Below are 13,380 nucleotides of genomic sequence, written 5' to 3' on the forward strand. Positions count from 1 at the left end.
CTGCCTCCGCTGGAAGAGTTTATGCCCTATCTGCAAGAGATCTGGTCAAGTAAGCAATTAACAAATAATGGCGTTATGCATCAATTATTAGAGGAAAAATTAGCATCTTATTTGAACGTTCCATATATCTCGTTGTTTTGTAATGCCACTATCGCTTTAATTGCCGCGATGCAAACACTGCGAATTAAGGGCGAGGTTATTACTACCCCCTATTCTTTTGTCGCTACTACGCACAGTATTCTCTGGAACCAGTTAACACCGGTATTTGTTGATATTGATCCACATAGCTTTAACATCAACCCGCACCTGATTGAATCGGCGATTACCGCCAAAACGGGATTGATCATGCCGGTACATGTCTACGGACAAACCTGCAATACCGCTGAAATTGAGAACATATCCAATAATTACGGTATTCCGGTTATTTACGATGCAGCACATGCTTTTGCAGTAGAAGATTGTAGCGGAAGCATTCTACGCCATGGCGATCTTTCCGTACTGAGCTTCCATGCCACCAAAGTGTTCAACACCTTTGAAGGCGGTGCCATCGTTAGCTACGATAAAAAAACAAAACAACGCATCGATTATCTGAAGAACTTTGGTATTGCTGACGAATTAACCGTTGTCGCGCCTGGCATCAATGGAAAAATGAATGAGGTTCAGTCCGCTTTTGGTCTCTTGCAATTAAAGTATGTGGATGAGGCGATAGCGAAACGCCAAAAAATCGATAAGTGTTATCGTGAGCAGTTAGCCAATACGCAAGGAATTTTCATTCCTGCAGGCAACGCTAATCATAAGAGTAACTACAGCTATTTCCCGATCCTCGTGGGTCCTGACTATAAAATGTCACGAGATGCGTTATACGATCATCTGAAAAGCCATAACATCTTAACGCGTCGTTATTTTTACCCCCTGCTCTCTAATCTCAACATGTACAAAAACATGTCTGGCGCCAATAAAGAGACGCTGCCTGTAGCAAACCAAATCGCTGAACAGGTGCTGTGCCTGCCGATTTATCCAGATATGACATCCGCTGAACTCAGCACCATTATTGAGCTCATTACCGCATGATCAATGTACTTATCTTCCCGGCGGGAACCGAGATTGGTCGCGAGATTTACCTGTCTCTGCGCAACGAGAAAAACATTAACCTGGTTTTGGCCGGTGCCGACTACGATAGCCATGCTCGCCATTATGCTTGCGGATACCATATCGTGCCTGACGTTTCGCATCAGGATGGGCTACCCGCCTTGCAGACATTACTGGTACAAGAAAGTATTGATTATATTTTTCCGGCTCATGATGAGGTTCTTCTTTTTCTGTCTGAAAACCGGGATGCTCTTTCCGCCACGGTACTCTGCCCGTCGCAGGAAGCATGCCGCATCACGCGGTTTAAAAGTAAAACCTACCAGGCACTTAAGGGGACAGTCCCTCTTCCCGTTATATTCAATGATCTCAGTGAGATAAGCCACTGGCCTGTATTTGCCAAACCCGACCGTGGGCAAGGGGCACAAGGAGCTTCGCGCGTTGATTCCCCGGAGAGACTGGCATCAATCCTGGCGGAGAGGGATGACCTGATTATTTGTGAATATTTAAACGGAGAAGAGTTTACCGTGGACTGTTTTTCCGATCGCACGCAGGGGTTGCTGTTTTGCCAACCACGCGTACGCTCGCGGATACGTGCCGGTATTGCGATGACCTCAACGTTAGTTAGCCTGCCGGAAGTTGAAACTTACGCACACGCTATTTCACAGCGATTACAGTTATACGGCGCATGGTTTTTTCAGTTAAAGCGTTCTACCTCGGGAATTTTGACCTTACTGGAAGTTGCTCCACGTATCGCTGGAACTATGGCGCTCAATCGCGTCAATGGTATCAATTTCGCCATGCTGACATTGTACGAAAGTATGCGCGTTAACGTCACGTTGCGCCCGCTCAGTGAAAACCTGCAAATTACCCGTAGTTTAACCAATCACTATACGCATCGTTTTACGTACCGGCATGTCTACATCGACTACGACGATACCGTAGTGCTCAAAGATAAACTCTGCGTACCGGTTTTTACCTTTCTCTGCCAGTGTCTGAATCACGGGATAAAAATCCATCTAATCACGCGTCATACCGGTGATATTTATACTGAACTGGCGAAACGGCGGATTAACAATTTCTTTGACACCATCACCCACTTGGGTAAAGACGATAAGAAAAGTGATTATATTCACGAGGCTGACGCCATATTTATCGATGACAGTTTTCGTGAAAGGCAAGAAGTTTACTCTGTTACTACTATTCCCGTATTCGACATCAGCATGCTCGAACTATTAATTTGTGAATAATATGAAGAAGAATATTATATTTTTGCACCTTGAAAGTCTGAACCACACGATTTTTAACCATCGCCAGTGGTTTCCTTTCACTAATAAGATCTATAACCAATCACTGCGATTCAATAATTTTATCTCTAGTGCAACCTCCTCACTGATGGCATTAAGCGACCTTTTACATGGGGACGACAATACGTTAGAGCATAACACCCATCTTGAGGAGAACATCTCCATCCATCGCCACAACCCTGCACTTTTCGATGTTTTAAAGCAGCACGGATACACCACTGCGGGCATGGGATACCCAAAAAACTGGGCAAATGTCGATGCTATCTGGAGTGAAACGGATACCTTTAACTGGTACGACACGTCGAAAAAAATGCTGGCAGAAATGCAGCAGGTCGTTTCCCGGCCGGAACCCTTTGCGCTCTATCTGTGGAACCTCAGTAGCCACCTTTGTTATTACGATGACATTAAAAAAGGTGGCGCTAACAGCCTCGAACGCTGGCAGCGTGGCTACCAAAGCATGGATTTTATGGTCGGACAGACCATTAAAATGCTGCTGGAAGCCAAAAAACTTGATAATACAATGATCGTCGCCTTTGGCGATCATGGCGATGACTTTTGGGGGCACGGATTTAATGGTGGCTATACGCATGGTATTGAACCCTACACGCCATTAGTACATACGCCTGCGTTTATTTTTTGTCCAGGAATGAAAGCCGTTGATTTAAACCATATGGTTAGCATGGTTGATATCTATAATACGGTACTGACCCTCCTTGATATAGCTGTGGCGAAAAAGACTGAACCCCACACTTTCGCATTAACGCCACAACGCCGTTTTTGTTATAGCCGCAATTTATTTGCCCAGCAGAAAAGTCAGCACGACGGAAGCCCCCTCAGGAAAGGGTATGCCATCACTTCCGAGCACTTCCATGTAATGAAAATTGATGATCAACTGAAGATGTTTTTATGGAAGGCTGACCCGACAAATCATTTTGATATATTACCGTTAATCAAATATAAAAAATCAGGGGAAGCATACCTTGATCTTGAGAAAGCGCACAGACAACGTACTGGCGGGATCCATCCACATATGCAACATTTTTTCTCAGCAGAAATGGTACCGCTTATCGCACAAAATCTACATGACATGAAAACGCAACTGGATACCTGGATAAAAAATAAAAGTCAGGTGCACCCGGCAAAATAACAAAATCCACTCACACTTCACTTGTATCCTTTCACCACCTCAATAATCGAGGTGGTGGATATCGATGGCGTTCTGGGAAAATAGACCACTTCGCACAGGTACGACAAACTATCAAAACGCCCTGCCCAGTCATCGCCCATCACCAGCGTATCGGCGTTAAACTGGCGAATATAGTCCGCTTTTTTCTCCAGCGACTCTTCGAGAAACACGCTGTCCACACATTTCAGCCCGGCAACAATCCCCATGCGATCGCTTTGGCTGTAAACCGGCATCCGGCCTTTTTTCTGCATATTTAGCGCATCTGAAGAGATACCGACGATCAGTCGCTCCCCCAACTGTCCGGCACGTTGCAGAATACGCAAATGCCCGATATGAAAAACATCAAAGGTGCCGAAAGTAATGATCGTTTTCATACTACTCCCAGCGTCTTCTGTCTTAGCCAGCATTGTGCGGCAATTTCATCTACGGCTTTTTGCTCTTTAACCAGTGCCTCATTGCTCAGTTCATCGCGCTTATCATCGAGCGTCATGGCGACAATTTTCTCTTCACATGCCGCTGACACCAGGTTTTTCTGAATACGCTGCTCTTTGATTTTAGCCAGCGTTTTCTCCTGCTCTTGCCAGGCAATAACCGTGCGCAGCGTGCCTTTGTATCCGGTCACATTTTTGAGTGATTCAACGCAAGGCACCTCCACGCCAGTGCCGGTTTTTTGAATCAGGTAGCCCAGCGCTTTGATGTTATTGTCAAAACCGATGCAAACTTGTTGCTGTTTAGCCAGCTGTACCGTCATGTCTTTGACTGATTTATCCCGCAGGCGCTGCAGTTGCGCCAGGGTATCGATAATTTGCCGCATGATTATTTACCTTCCGTTTTCTTTGCCTGCGGGAAAAGGGCCTGTAAGCGGCTTTGCACCAGCTCCAGAGAGGCCGGTTCACTGACTTCCTGGCGCAGAAAACGCTCAATGGCGGGGAACACTTTGACGGCCTTATCCACGCCGGGATCGGCTCCTGCAACATATCCGCCCAACGGGATCAGCGGCTTAATTTCCATATAGGCGGCATAGTTCTGTTTGAGCAGGCGGGCCGACTGCTGATGCGCCTGGGGCGTTACCTGGGTCATGCATCGACTGATCGACTGCCCGATATCAATAGCCGGATAATGTCCGGCCTCCGCCAGCTTACGGGTCAGAACGATGTGCCCGTCCAGCACCGCACGCGCGCAGTCGACGATCGGATCCTGCTGATCGTCTCCTTCCGCCAACACCGTATAAATGGCGGTCATTGACCCATCGCTTTCACTGTTGCCAGCGCTTTCCACAAGCTTTGGGATCATGCCAAACGCCGACGGTGGATAGCCTTTCGTCGCCGGAGGTTCACCCAGTGATAACGCAATCTCGCGCTGCGCCATGGCATAACGGGTTAACGAATCCACCAGCAGTAAAACGTGATGTCCGCGATCGCGAAACCAGGCGGCAATAGAGTGGCAAAGCTCGGTGGCTTTCAAACGCATTAACGGCGACTCATCCGCAGGCGCCGCCACGATAATTGATTTTGCCAACCCTTCCGCGCCCAGAGCGTGATCGATAAACTCCTTCACCTCGCGGCCACGCTCGCCAATTAACCCCACCACCACGATGTCGGCCTTGGTCTGGCGGGTGATCATCCCCAGCAGTACGCTTTTTCCCACGCCGCTGCCGGCCATCAAGCCCACGCGCTGGCCTTTGCCGATAGTTAGCAGACCGTTGATTGCTTTAACGCCAACATCCAGCGGTTGGTTCACCGACCGACGCGTGAGGGGGTTAATGGAAGGTGCCTGAGGCGGCAATACGTCATTGCCCGTCAGACGCCCTTTGGCATCCAGCGGTTCGCCCAGGCCATTGACTACCCGCCCCAGCCAGCTTTCGCTGATCAGGATCTCCTGGGTTTTTTCTTCGGGGAAAACGCGCGCACCCGCCATCAGTCCGACGGGATGCTTGAAGGGCATCAGGTAGGTGATATCGCGGTTAAACCCCACCGCCTGCGCGTCGATCAACGTATGGTCGGCGCTTTCGACGCGGCACAGCTGGCCGGTCGCCAGCGGACAGCCCACGCTCTCCAGCAAAATGCCGTTTACGCGCACCAGTCGCCCGGCAACCCGGGCTAAAGGGATCGACTCAATGGAACGCAGCGCGTTGTCAACGCTGGACAGGTCACTCACCCGTCGGCTCCGGCAGAAGCGACTCTTTGAGCGCCGACATACACTGGTCGAGTCGATGTTCGCAGCCAATATCCAGCTCGGATTTATCGGTAATCACCCGACACTCGCCCGCCTGCAGATCGGGTGATGGGGTCAGCCCCCATTCAGTGACCTTCTCCGGGGCTGCATCTTTAATGCGGTTAAATTCTTCATGACTTAGCAGGACCTGTAGCGACTCAGGCATCGCAGGAAAGGCCGAAATCGCCTCTTCAACCAGCGACAGTAACTGCGTCGGTTGCAGCGCCAACTCGCAACGAATCACCTGGCGAGTGACCTTTTCAACCAGTTGCAGCAGGTCTTCCCGCTGTTTACGCTGAATGTGCGCCAGGTAGTCGTTCACTTTGCCAGTGATGGCTTCCAGCGGTTGCGCTGCTTGCTCAAACTGCTTACGCCCTTCCTGTTGCCCGGCCAGGCTGCCTTCAGTGTATCCCTGACGACGGCCTTCATCGTGCCCCTTCTGATGACCTTCCTGAAAGCCCTGCTCCTGACCTTCCGTCATCCCCTGTTCAAAGCCTTTTTGCAGGCCTTCCTGGAAGCCGTCCATCAGTTGGCGCTGATAATCCGCAGGCGTGATCCCCGGCGTGAGCTGTTCAGCCTGCAAATGGCGCTGGCGAGGAGGAAAGCGGTGCAGTCGGTAACGACCACGAATGGTTTCAATCGCCATGTGTTACTCCGCCGTCTGTTCAGCAAACAGCTGAAGCTGAATTTCACCCGCTTCCTCAAGCTCGCGGGCAATCCCCATGATTTCTCGGCGGATCTGTTCAATACGGCTCACCGGAACCGGACCCAGGCGCGACGTTATCGCCTCCAGCTGTTGTACCTGACGCTTAGGCATCACGGCATAAATCGACCGGCGCAACAGCGCTTCGGTACCTTTCAGCGCCACAGCCCAGTCTTCCATCGGTACTTCATCAAGGAGACGACGGCGCACCTCATCACTTTGGCGGCTCAGGATAAAGAAGTCGTACATTTCGTCCTGCAACTGCTCAAGAACATCTTCATCGCGTTCACGCAGCTGATCGAGGATCACCTGTTGGTTACCCTGGAAGCGGTTAACGATATCCGCGGCCTGCTTGATTCCCTTCACTTTCGAACCATGTTCGGACAGCACCGACAGCCCACGTTCGATCAACCGATCCAGCTCATCCACAACATCGCGATTCACATCGTTGAGCTTGGCAACCCGATAGAGGATCTCGTTTTGCACCGACTCATTCATGTAAGACAGTACCGTGGCCGAGATCTCCGGCGTCAGGAAGGCAAGGAAGACGGCCTGCAATTGCAAATGTTCTTCTGAGATCAGTATCGCCAACTGGCGCGGTTCCACCCACTGTAAACGCGCCATCCGCGAGCGGATCTCATCACCATAAATGCCGTTGATCACGCTGCTGGCGATTTCTGTTCCCAACGCTTTATTGAGGATCCCTTGCAGCATGGAACGCGAGGCACCGTTGATGCCGCTCTGCTCGCGGAACTCATCAAAAAAGTTATTGATCACTTTTTTCGCCATGCTGGTTTTCACGCCAGACAGACGCGCCATATTTTCACTCAGACGAACCACCTCTTCACGGCTGAGCTTTTGCATCACCGTGGCTGCCGCCTCCTCGCCCAGACACAGCAATAAAATTGCGGCCTGTTCCAGGTAGCTGTTGTTACTGCCGTTATTTATTGTCAATTCGCTCATTGCTGGTAATCCATTGTCTGAGAACTTCAGCTACGCGATCGGTGTCGCTCATCGCCAGTTTTTGCAGGAACTCCAGCTTCACTTCCAGGCCGGAACTCTGCGAAGGCAAGCTGTCGTCACCAGGGAAAGAAGGCAGTTCGATATTTTTGCGTTCATCTTCAGCAGCCGCAAAATGGGGCTTGTCCGCAGGGATCGCGATCGGTGCGGCGTCCAGCGCCAGTTCAGGCGTAGAGGTCCGACGGCGCTCGACAGTCAAACGTTTCATGACCGGGCGCACGACAAACAGCAGCAGCAGTAACGCCAGCAGGCCACAGCCAATTAAGCGAACCCAGGCCAGAATGCTGTCATCCTTCCATAAAGGCAGCGTCGGCTCGACGGGGATCGACTGCGGCACAAAGTTGAGCAGGGATAAGGACAGATTGTCGCCACGCTTTGCATCAATCCCGGCAGCGTTATTCAACAGCGCCGTCAGCTGCGTGGTTTGTTCCGGTTTCCAGTTCTTTAATGCCGGCGCGCTCTGGTTGAGGACTATGGCCACATTTAAACGTTTGATGTCGAATCCAGGGTGCTGGATATGTTCAACGCTACGGTCCCAGGAGTAGTCGCGTTTGTTCTCGCTATGTTTTGACAGCGCGGCTGGCTGGCGAGAATCCTCAGGCGTCGTCCCTGCGGCGCCATTTCCCACCTGGTTTGCCGCCAACGGAGGACGATTGCTCAGCGAGCCGGGGATCCCCATGGCGATTTGGTTGGTATCACTATCGAGTACCGTTTCTTCACGATTAACCTTCGGCGTGTCACCGTAGTGCTCCTGGGTTTCATCGATATTGCTCAGATCGAGATCCGGCATCACGCTCACGCGGTAATTGCCGGTTCCGACCAGCGAGTCGAGGACATTTGCGAGACTGGCGCGGGTCTTATCCTGAATATCTTTGAGGATCTGGTCGCGCTTACGCGTCGCCGCAGAAACGGCTTCTCCCGCGCCAATGCCGTCGGACAGTAAATTCCCCGCCTGGTCGACAACGCTAACCTTCGACGCATTCAAATTAGGCACACTGCCGGACACCAGATGCACAATGGCATTTACCTGGTCCATGTCCAGCTTGCTGCCATAATGCAGACGCACTACTACTGAAGCGCTGTTTTGTGGCTCATCGCTGACGACAAATGAACTCTCTTCATTCAGCGCCAGATGCACGCGGGCACTCTCAACGGCGTCCAGCGTCATGATGCTCTGCGCCAGTTCACCTTCCAGGCTCCGCTTATAGCGGACGTTCTGCACAAACTGACTGGCGCCCAGCACTTCGTCTTTATCCATCAGCTCGTAGCCGCTGGGCAGCATGGCTTGCACGCCTTTCGCCGCCAGCGTCATCCGCGTTTTCGACAGCGCCTCTTCCGGAACCAGAATTTGCCCGCTTTGCGGGTCGATACGATATTCCAGCTTTTCACCATCCAGCACGGTGACTATTTGTGAAACCGGGAGATGTTCCTGACTACCGTACAGCGAAACATAGCCGTGATTGCTGTTCCACAGCACGCTGACAATAATGGCTGTCGCCGCAATGGCCGCTGCCGCCAGTAACGCCAGACGTTTATTACCATCCAGGCGAAAAGAGAACGAGGGTAAAAACTGAGTGAGTTTTTTTATTAATTCATTCATAGCGTTAGACTGACATGCTCATCAGGTCATTGAATCCGGAAGCGACTTTATTTCTGACCTGAACCAGAGCAGAAAACGATAACGATGCCTGCTGACTGGCAATCATGGCCCCCGCCAGGTCGTCGCTTTTCCCCATCTCAATGGCCGTTTGTTTTTGCTCCGCGACCTGCTGAAATTGATCAACATGATTCAGTGCGCCTTGCATGACGTGGTCGAACGAGACCGGAGATGATGCCGACTGGGCGCCCACGGCGTTAATCTGCATTGGCGAAAGGACAGGCGCCTGAGCGACCGCTTTCATCTGCTGCATGTCCTGCATCATTTGCGTCTGCATCGTACTGGCTGGGGCTATCGTATTTATGCTCATGACCTACTCTTAAAATTAAAAAAGCGTTCTCGCTACCACAGACTGATTCAGGAAAAGATCTCTATTCCCTGTTTTCGCATTGACGCCAGACGATAACGAAGCGCGCGTGGGGTAATGCCTAATAAATCAGCAATTTTGGTTTTATTACCCTGATATTTACGCATCAGGTCAGCGATATATTGATACTGCGCGCTACGGCCATGCTGACCCAGATTATCGCTGGTCGTTATTGGCATACTGGGCTTTGGCTGCCATTGCGGTTCGCTCCAGGAATCAGATTCAATGGATGGCAGACCTAAGGTATCGGGATAAATGACACCATCACGATTCAGGATCATTCCCCGTTGGATAGCGTTCTCAAGTTGACGCACGTTCCCCGGCCATTCGTAGCTGAGTAACGCCCGGCGTGACGATTCAGAAAGCTTGATATTTTTAACCAGTACCGTGGAGTATTTTTTGATAAAGGACTCCGCCAGCGGAATAATGTCTTCCATACGCTCGCGCAGCGGCGGCATCGTCAACGGAATAACTGACAACCGATAATAGAGATCTTCTCTGAAGCGTCCTGCAGCCACTTCTTCTTCAAGATTTTTATTGGTACAGGCAATTAAACGGAAGTTCAGTTTGATTAAACGGTTACTGCCTAAGCGCTCAACCTGTTGCTCCTGCAATACACGCAATATTTTAGCCTGTAGCGCTAAAGGCATATCGCCAATCTCATCCAGTAATAATGTACCGTTATTGGCTAATTCCATTTTCCCCGGCACGGTCGCCACTGCTCCGGTGAATGCCCCTTTATCATAACCAAACAACGTGGCTTCGAGCATATTTTCAGGGATAGCGGCACAGTTCACCCCGATATAGGGGGCCTGTGGCTCCTGCGCAAACGTAATTGAATGGATAAATTTGGCGATACATTCTTTACCAGTACCGGTTTCACCATGGATAAGCACTGGAACATTAAACGCAGCAATACGCCTTGCCATTGAAAAAACATTGATACTGGAGGCTGCTTCGGCAATAAGTTCAAACATGATTATTTTACACTTAGAAGTAAAGTTAACATCCGTTACGAGAAATACACAAATCATTCCAAAGCACAATCATCGAATAATAGATATCGCCCGTGCCATGTTTTAATCCCATCCTTGCTCATGTTTTACCGCCCCATCAAAGGGCAGCCCTATCGAAGACTATTTCAAAATAGGGTTTTTCCTAAAAAAATAGTAACACCGGTGCCTTTAACAATCTTAAATTAAAAGATAATAAAATTATTATTCCATAAAAAACAACAAGTTATGGATGTAGAGATATGAAACCAAGGCACACAAGACGTGCCTTGCCAAGGTAAGAGGATTAGCGGGGAGCATCACGTATATGTAATTAATTATTTTTTAATTATAACCTGACACCATTAATAACTTGCAGAGGAGAGAGGTAAAATATCTAATGTCCAGCCCTACATCAGAGACGAGAGTAGGTACTGCATTTCATATCTAATGGACTTCAACAATATGAGAAAGCGTCAAGGATGAACCATAAATTAAATGGAGTAGTATTTTCTTTTATAACCGCGGGATTTGATATCAACTCATCCGCCCCAAAAATTACAGCTGAGAAAGCGTACCATGCTGAAATATAGTCAAACGCCCGGAATCTTTAAACTTGAAGGCAACCGGCTTGGGCGTCCTTATCATCGTCTGCCGACTATGTTTACGGGTAATTTTGATACAATTGAATCACATCTCGGAAACTATTTTCTGAAAAAACATCGCACAAATATAACACTCAGAAAAATACAATGTGAGATGGACGTTATCAATAAAAGCGCTGAGTTATTAGTCTCGCAGGTTGGACATTTGGCTTTTGATATCGATCGCGCGTTATTGTTAATGTTATTAGGTAACTTTTATGGCCTGACTTCATCGCTTGCAGACGAAAATTCAGAAGATGATTTACCAACCAAGACGGAAACCCGGCTGAGAAGCAGGCTGGCGCTGGATATTAGCAATATCATTTTTAATAAAAATATATCAGGCATTCCGCTGACGCTTAAACCTGACAGCAGTACCGTACAAACACATTGGGCTTATCAGCTCACTTTTGTTTTAGGTGATGAGGAGAATTGCAGTTTCCGCATCTTACTGGACGATTCCCATACCGATTACATTCTGAATTTAATCCGCCGTAGCGAGCACGGCGAGAAGAAAAAGCAGGTTGATAAAGCCAACGTTGAGATGCGTAAAAAAACGCTGATTAAAGAAATCATTCATACGCTGCCGCTGACCATGAACGTCAAGATTGCAGAAATTCCCCTCAATGTCGCCGACCTGACGACAATTAAACCCGGGGATATTTTACCTATCGCAATGCCTGAAACTTTCCCTGTTTATATTGGGAAATCCGAATTATTTAATGCCCTGATCGTAGAGGACAAAGACAAACTGTTTTTATCCGAATTAACGAGCAAGACGGAGAAATCCTATGAGTAAGCCAGAAGATATTTTAGAGCAAGGTTTCGAGTTAGCGCCCGAAACAACCACGCCAACGGCACCGTCGGCAACAGAAACGTTGGTGGCGCGTTTAGAAGACCGCTTTTCCGAGTCGATGTCATTACTCAAACGTATTCCGGTCACGCTAACGCTGGAAGTGTCATCCGTGGAAGTGATGCTGTCCGATCTGCTGAACATTGATGACGACACCGTCATTGAGATGGACAAGCTTGCCGGTGAACCGCTGGATATTAAGGTTAATAACATCCTGCTGGGCAAGGCTGAAGTGGTGGTGGTCAATGAAAAATATGGCCTGCGCGTCCTTGAATTCAACACGCATGAAATCAACGACCTGGCACCATGAAACGCGCACCAACCCTCACGCTCATACTGGGTATCTCATTACTCATCCTTTCTCCCTTTGCCTGCGCGCAAGGGGGAGATATCCCGTTGCTGAATGTGATTTCACACGGTAATAGCCAGGAATACAGCGTAAAAATCCAGGTCCTGATCCTGATGACCCTGGTGGGCATTCTGCCAACCCTGGTGCTGATGATGACCTGCTTTACGCGTTTTATTATTGTTCTCTCCCTGCTGCGCCAGGCGTTGGGGCTACAGCAAACGCCACCCAACCGCATACTGATAGGCATTGCGCTGTCGTTAACCATGCTGGTGATGCGTCCGGTCTGGATCAACATTTACGACCACGCGGTTGTGCCTTTTGAAAACGATCAAATCACACTCCCTGACGCCCTGAGTACTGCCGCCTCGCCCCTGAAGCGCTTTATGCTGGCGCAGACCAACAAAAAAGCGATTGCGCAGATCATGACGATCGCCAACGCGAAAGGTAATGCAGCCGATCAGGATCTCTCCATTATCGTCCCGGCGTATGTGCTGAGCGAACTTAAAACCGCCTTCCAGATAGGCTTCATGATTTACATCCCGTTCCTGGTGATCGACCTGATCGTCGCCAGCGTGCTGATGGCGATGGGGATGATGATGCTGTCACCGCTGATCGTTTCCCTCCCCTTTAAGCTGATGCTGTTTGTGCTTATTGACGGCTGGGCGCTGACCGTCGGTACGCTGACCTCCAGTATTCGCGGTCTGGGACTGGGCTAACGGAGATCGGATATGTTAACCATTGATGTAGCGGCAGATATCGTCGCCAGCGGCATAAAAGTCGTGATCATTTTAGTCTGCGTGTTGGTCGTTCCCAGCCTGCTGGTGGGGATGCTGGTCAGCATTTTTCAGGCCGTTACGCAGATTAACGAACAAACGCTCAGCTTTTTGCCCAGGCTTATCGTCACCCTCGCAGTTTTGGGCATTAGCGGAAAATGGATGATCGTCCAGTTAAGCGATCTCTGCGTGCATCTGTTCACTCAGGCCGCCATTCTGGTGCACTGAC

At 49.6% G+C, this 13,380-nt stretch carries 15 protein-coding genes; 7 read left to right on the plus strand and 8 right to left on the minus strand.

Going from position 1 to position 13,380, the window contains the following annotated elements:
• Positions 1–21 precede the first annotated feature (21 nt).
• The 3 genes from HV314_RS20090 to HV314_RS20100 are packed head-to-tail and all read left to right on the plus strand — an operon-like array spanning position 22 to position 3,540.
• The gene (locus tag HV314_RS20090; RefSeq protein ID WP_275405682.1) at positions 22–1,071 is read left to right on the plus strand and encodes a DegT/DnrJ/EryC1/StrS family aminotransferase; all 1,050 of its coding nucleotides are present in this window, start codon (positions 22–24) and stop codon (positions 1,069–1,071) included.
• A complete protein-coding gene (locus HV314_RS20095; protein WP_181546546.1) occupies positions 1,068–2,336 on the plus strand; it encodes an ATP-grasp domain-containing protein in 1,269 nt (422 codons plus the stop codon). The genes HV314_RS20090 and HV314_RS20095 overlap by 4 nt, the downstream gene beginning before the upstream one ends.
• Position 2,337: 1 nt before the next feature.
• On the plus strand, positions 2,338–3,540 hold the full coding sequence (locus tag HV314_RS20100) for a sulfatase-like hydrolase/transferase (protein WP_181546548.1): 1,203 nt from the start codon (positions 2,338–2,340) through the stop codon (positions 3,538–3,540).
• Positions 3,541–3,557: 17 nt separating this feature from the next.
• Here the strand turns inward: HV314_RS20100 and HV314_RS20105 are convergent, their stop codons facing one another.
• The 8 genes from HV314_RS20105 to HV314_RS20140 are packed head-to-tail and all read right to left on the minus strand — an operon-like array spanning position 3,558 to position 10,517.
• A complete protein-coding gene (locus HV314_RS20105; RefSeq protein ID WP_047498478.1) occupies positions 3,558–3,953 on the minus strand; it encodes an adenylyltransferase/cytidyltransferase family protein in 396 nt (131 codons plus the stop codon).
• Complete coding sequence (locus HV314_RS20110) at positions 3,950–4,393, minus strand: flagellar FliJ family protein (RefSeq protein WP_019076076.1); 444 nt, start codon at positions 4,391–4,393, stop codon at positions 3,950–3,952. The genes HV314_RS20105 and HV314_RS20110 overlap by 4 nt, the downstream gene beginning before the upstream one ends.
• A gap of 2 nt (positions 4,394–4,395) precedes the next feature.
• Positions 4,396–5,736 carry a flagellar protein export ATPase FliI gene (gene fliI, locus HV314_RS20115; protein WP_103283497.1) on the minus strand — a complete coding sequence of 447 codons (1,341 nt, stop codon included), beginning with the start codon at positions 5,734–5,736 and terminating at the stop codon, positions 4,396–4,398.
• Complete coding sequence (fliH, locus tag HV314_RS20120) at positions 5,729–6,439, minus strand: flagellar assembly protein FliH (protein WP_049281675.1); 711 nt, start codon at positions 6,437–6,439, stop codon at positions 5,729–5,731. The genes fliI and fliH overlap by 8 nt, the downstream gene beginning before the upstream one ends.
• Before the next feature lie 3 nt (positions 6,440–6,442).
• Complete coding sequence (locus tag HV314_RS20125; RefSeq protein ID WP_003838846.1) at positions 6,443–7,459, minus strand: flagellar motor switch protein FliG; 1,017 nt, start codon at positions 7,457–7,459, stop codon at positions 6,443–6,445.
• Positions 7,437–9,116 carry a flagellar basal-body MS-ring/collar protein FliF gene (fliF, locus tag HV314_RS20130; RefSeq protein ID WP_142417612.1) on the minus strand — a complete coding sequence of 560 codons (1,680 nt, stop codon included), beginning with the start codon at positions 9,114–9,116 and terminating at the stop codon, positions 7,437–7,439. Before fliF ends, HV314_RS20125 begins: the two co-directional genes overlap by 23 nt.
• A 4-nt stretch (positions 9,117–9,120) precedes the next feature.
• Positions 9,121–9,483, minus strand: coding sequence for a flagellar hook-basal body complex protein FliE (locus HV314_RS20135; RefSeq protein WP_029139418.1), 363 nt, complete (start codon positions 9,481–9,483; stop codon positions 9,121–9,123).
• Positions 9,484–9,530: 47 nt separating this feature from the next.
• Complete coding sequence (locus HV314_RS20140) at positions 9,531–10,517, minus strand: sigma-54 interaction domain-containing protein (RefSeq protein ID WP_016151826.1); 987 nt, start codon at positions 10,515–10,517, stop codon at positions 9,531–9,533.
• A 594-nt stretch (positions 10,518–11,111) separates the two neighbouring features.
• Here HV314_RS20140 and HV314_RS20145 point away from each other — a divergent pair.
• Genes HV314_RS20145 through HV314_RS20160 form a run of 4 tightly spaced genes read left to right on the plus strand, consistent with a single transcriptional unit; the run spans position 11,112 to position 13,379 of the window.
• Complete coding sequence (locus HV314_RS20145) at positions 11,112–11,975, plus strand: FliM/FliN family flagellar motor switch protein (protein WP_019076071.1); 864 nt, start codon at positions 11,112–11,114, stop codon at positions 11,973–11,975.
• Entirely contained in the window at positions 11,968–12,339 is a 372-nt protein-coding gene (locus tag HV314_RS20150) for a FliM/FliN family flagellar motor switch protein (RefSeq protein ID WP_016151824.1), read from the plus strand. Before HV314_RS20145 ends, HV314_RS20150 begins: the two co-directional genes overlap by 8 nt.
• A complete protein-coding gene (fliP, locus tag HV314_RS20155; RefSeq protein WP_016151823.1) occupies positions 12,336–13,094 on the plus strand; it encodes a flagellar type III secretion system pore protein FliP in 759 nt (252 codons plus the stop codon). The genes HV314_RS20150 and fliP overlap by 4 nt, the downstream gene beginning before the upstream one ends.
• A gap of 12 nt (positions 13,095–13,106) precedes the next feature.
• A complete protein-coding gene (locus HV314_RS20160) occupies positions 13,107–13,379 on the plus strand; it encodes a flagellar biosynthetic protein FliQ (RefSeq protein WP_016151822.1) in 273 nt (90 codons plus the stop codon).
• Position 13,380: the final 1 nt, after the last annotated feature.

It is taken from the genome of Citrobacter sp. RHBSTW-00887, assembly GCF_013728095.1.
In the GTDB taxonomy this organism is placed as follows: Bacteria; Pseudomonadota; Gammaproteobacteria; order Enterobacterales; family Enterobacteriaceae; genus Citrobacter; species Citrobacter braakii.

Excerpts from the sequence above, each read along its gene's own strand:
- HV314_RS20125 (WP_003838846.1), bottom strand. The coding sequence starts at position 7,459 with ATGAGCGAATTGACAATAAATAACGGCAGTAACAACAGCTACCTGGAA.
- HV314_RS20105 (WP_047498478.1), bottom strand. The coding sequence starts at position 3,953 with ATGAAAACGATCATTACTTTCGGCACCTTTGATGTTTTTCATATCGGG.
- HV314_RS20090 (WP_275405682.1), top strand. The coding sequence starts at position 22 with ATGCCCTATCTGCAAGAGATCTGGTCAAGTAAGCAATTAACAAATAAT.
- HV314_RS20095 (WP_181546546.1), top strand. The coding sequence starts at position 1,068 with ATGATCAATGTACTTATCTTCCCGGCGGGAACCGAGATTGGTCGCGAG.
- fliH (WP_049281675.1), bottom strand. The coding sequence starts at position 6,439 with ATGGCGATTGAAACCATTCGTGGTCGTTACCGACTGCACCGCTTTCCT.
- HV314_RS20160 (WP_016151822.1), top strand. The coding sequence starts at position 13,107 with ATGTTAACCATTGATGTAGCGGCAGATATCGTCGCCAGCGGCATAAAA.
- fliP (WP_016151823.1), top strand. The coding sequence starts at position 12,336 with ATGAAACGCGCACCAACCCTCACGCTCATACTGGGTATCTCATTACTC.
- HV314_RS20150 (WP_016151824.1), top strand. The coding sequence starts at position 11,968 with ATGAGTAAGCCAGAAGATATTTTAGAGCAAGGTTTCGAGTTAGCGCCC.
- HV314_RS20135 (WP_029139418.1), bottom strand. The coding sequence starts at position 9,483 with ATGAGCATAAATACGATAGCCCCAGCCAGTACGATGCAGACGCAAATG.
- HV314_RS20110 (WP_019076076.1), bottom strand. The coding sequence starts at position 4,393 with ATGCGGCAAATTATCGATACCCTGGCGCAACTGCAGCGCCTGCGGGAT.
- HV314_RS20100 (WP_181546548.1), top strand. The coding sequence starts at position 2,338 with ATGAAGAAGAATATTATATTTTTGCACCTTGAAAGTCTGAACCACACG.
- HV314_RS20145 (WP_019076071.1), top strand. The coding sequence starts at position 11,112 with ATGCTGAAATATAGTCAAACGCCCGGAATCTTTAAACTTGAAGGCAAC.
- fliF (WP_142417612.1), bottom strand. The coding sequence starts at position 9,116 with ATGAATGAATTAATAAAAAAACTCACTCAGTTTTTACCCTCGTTCTCT.
- HV314_RS20140 (WP_016151826.1), bottom strand. The coding sequence starts at position 10,517 with ATGTTTGAACTTATTGCCGAAGCAGCCTCCAGTATCAATGTTTTTTCA.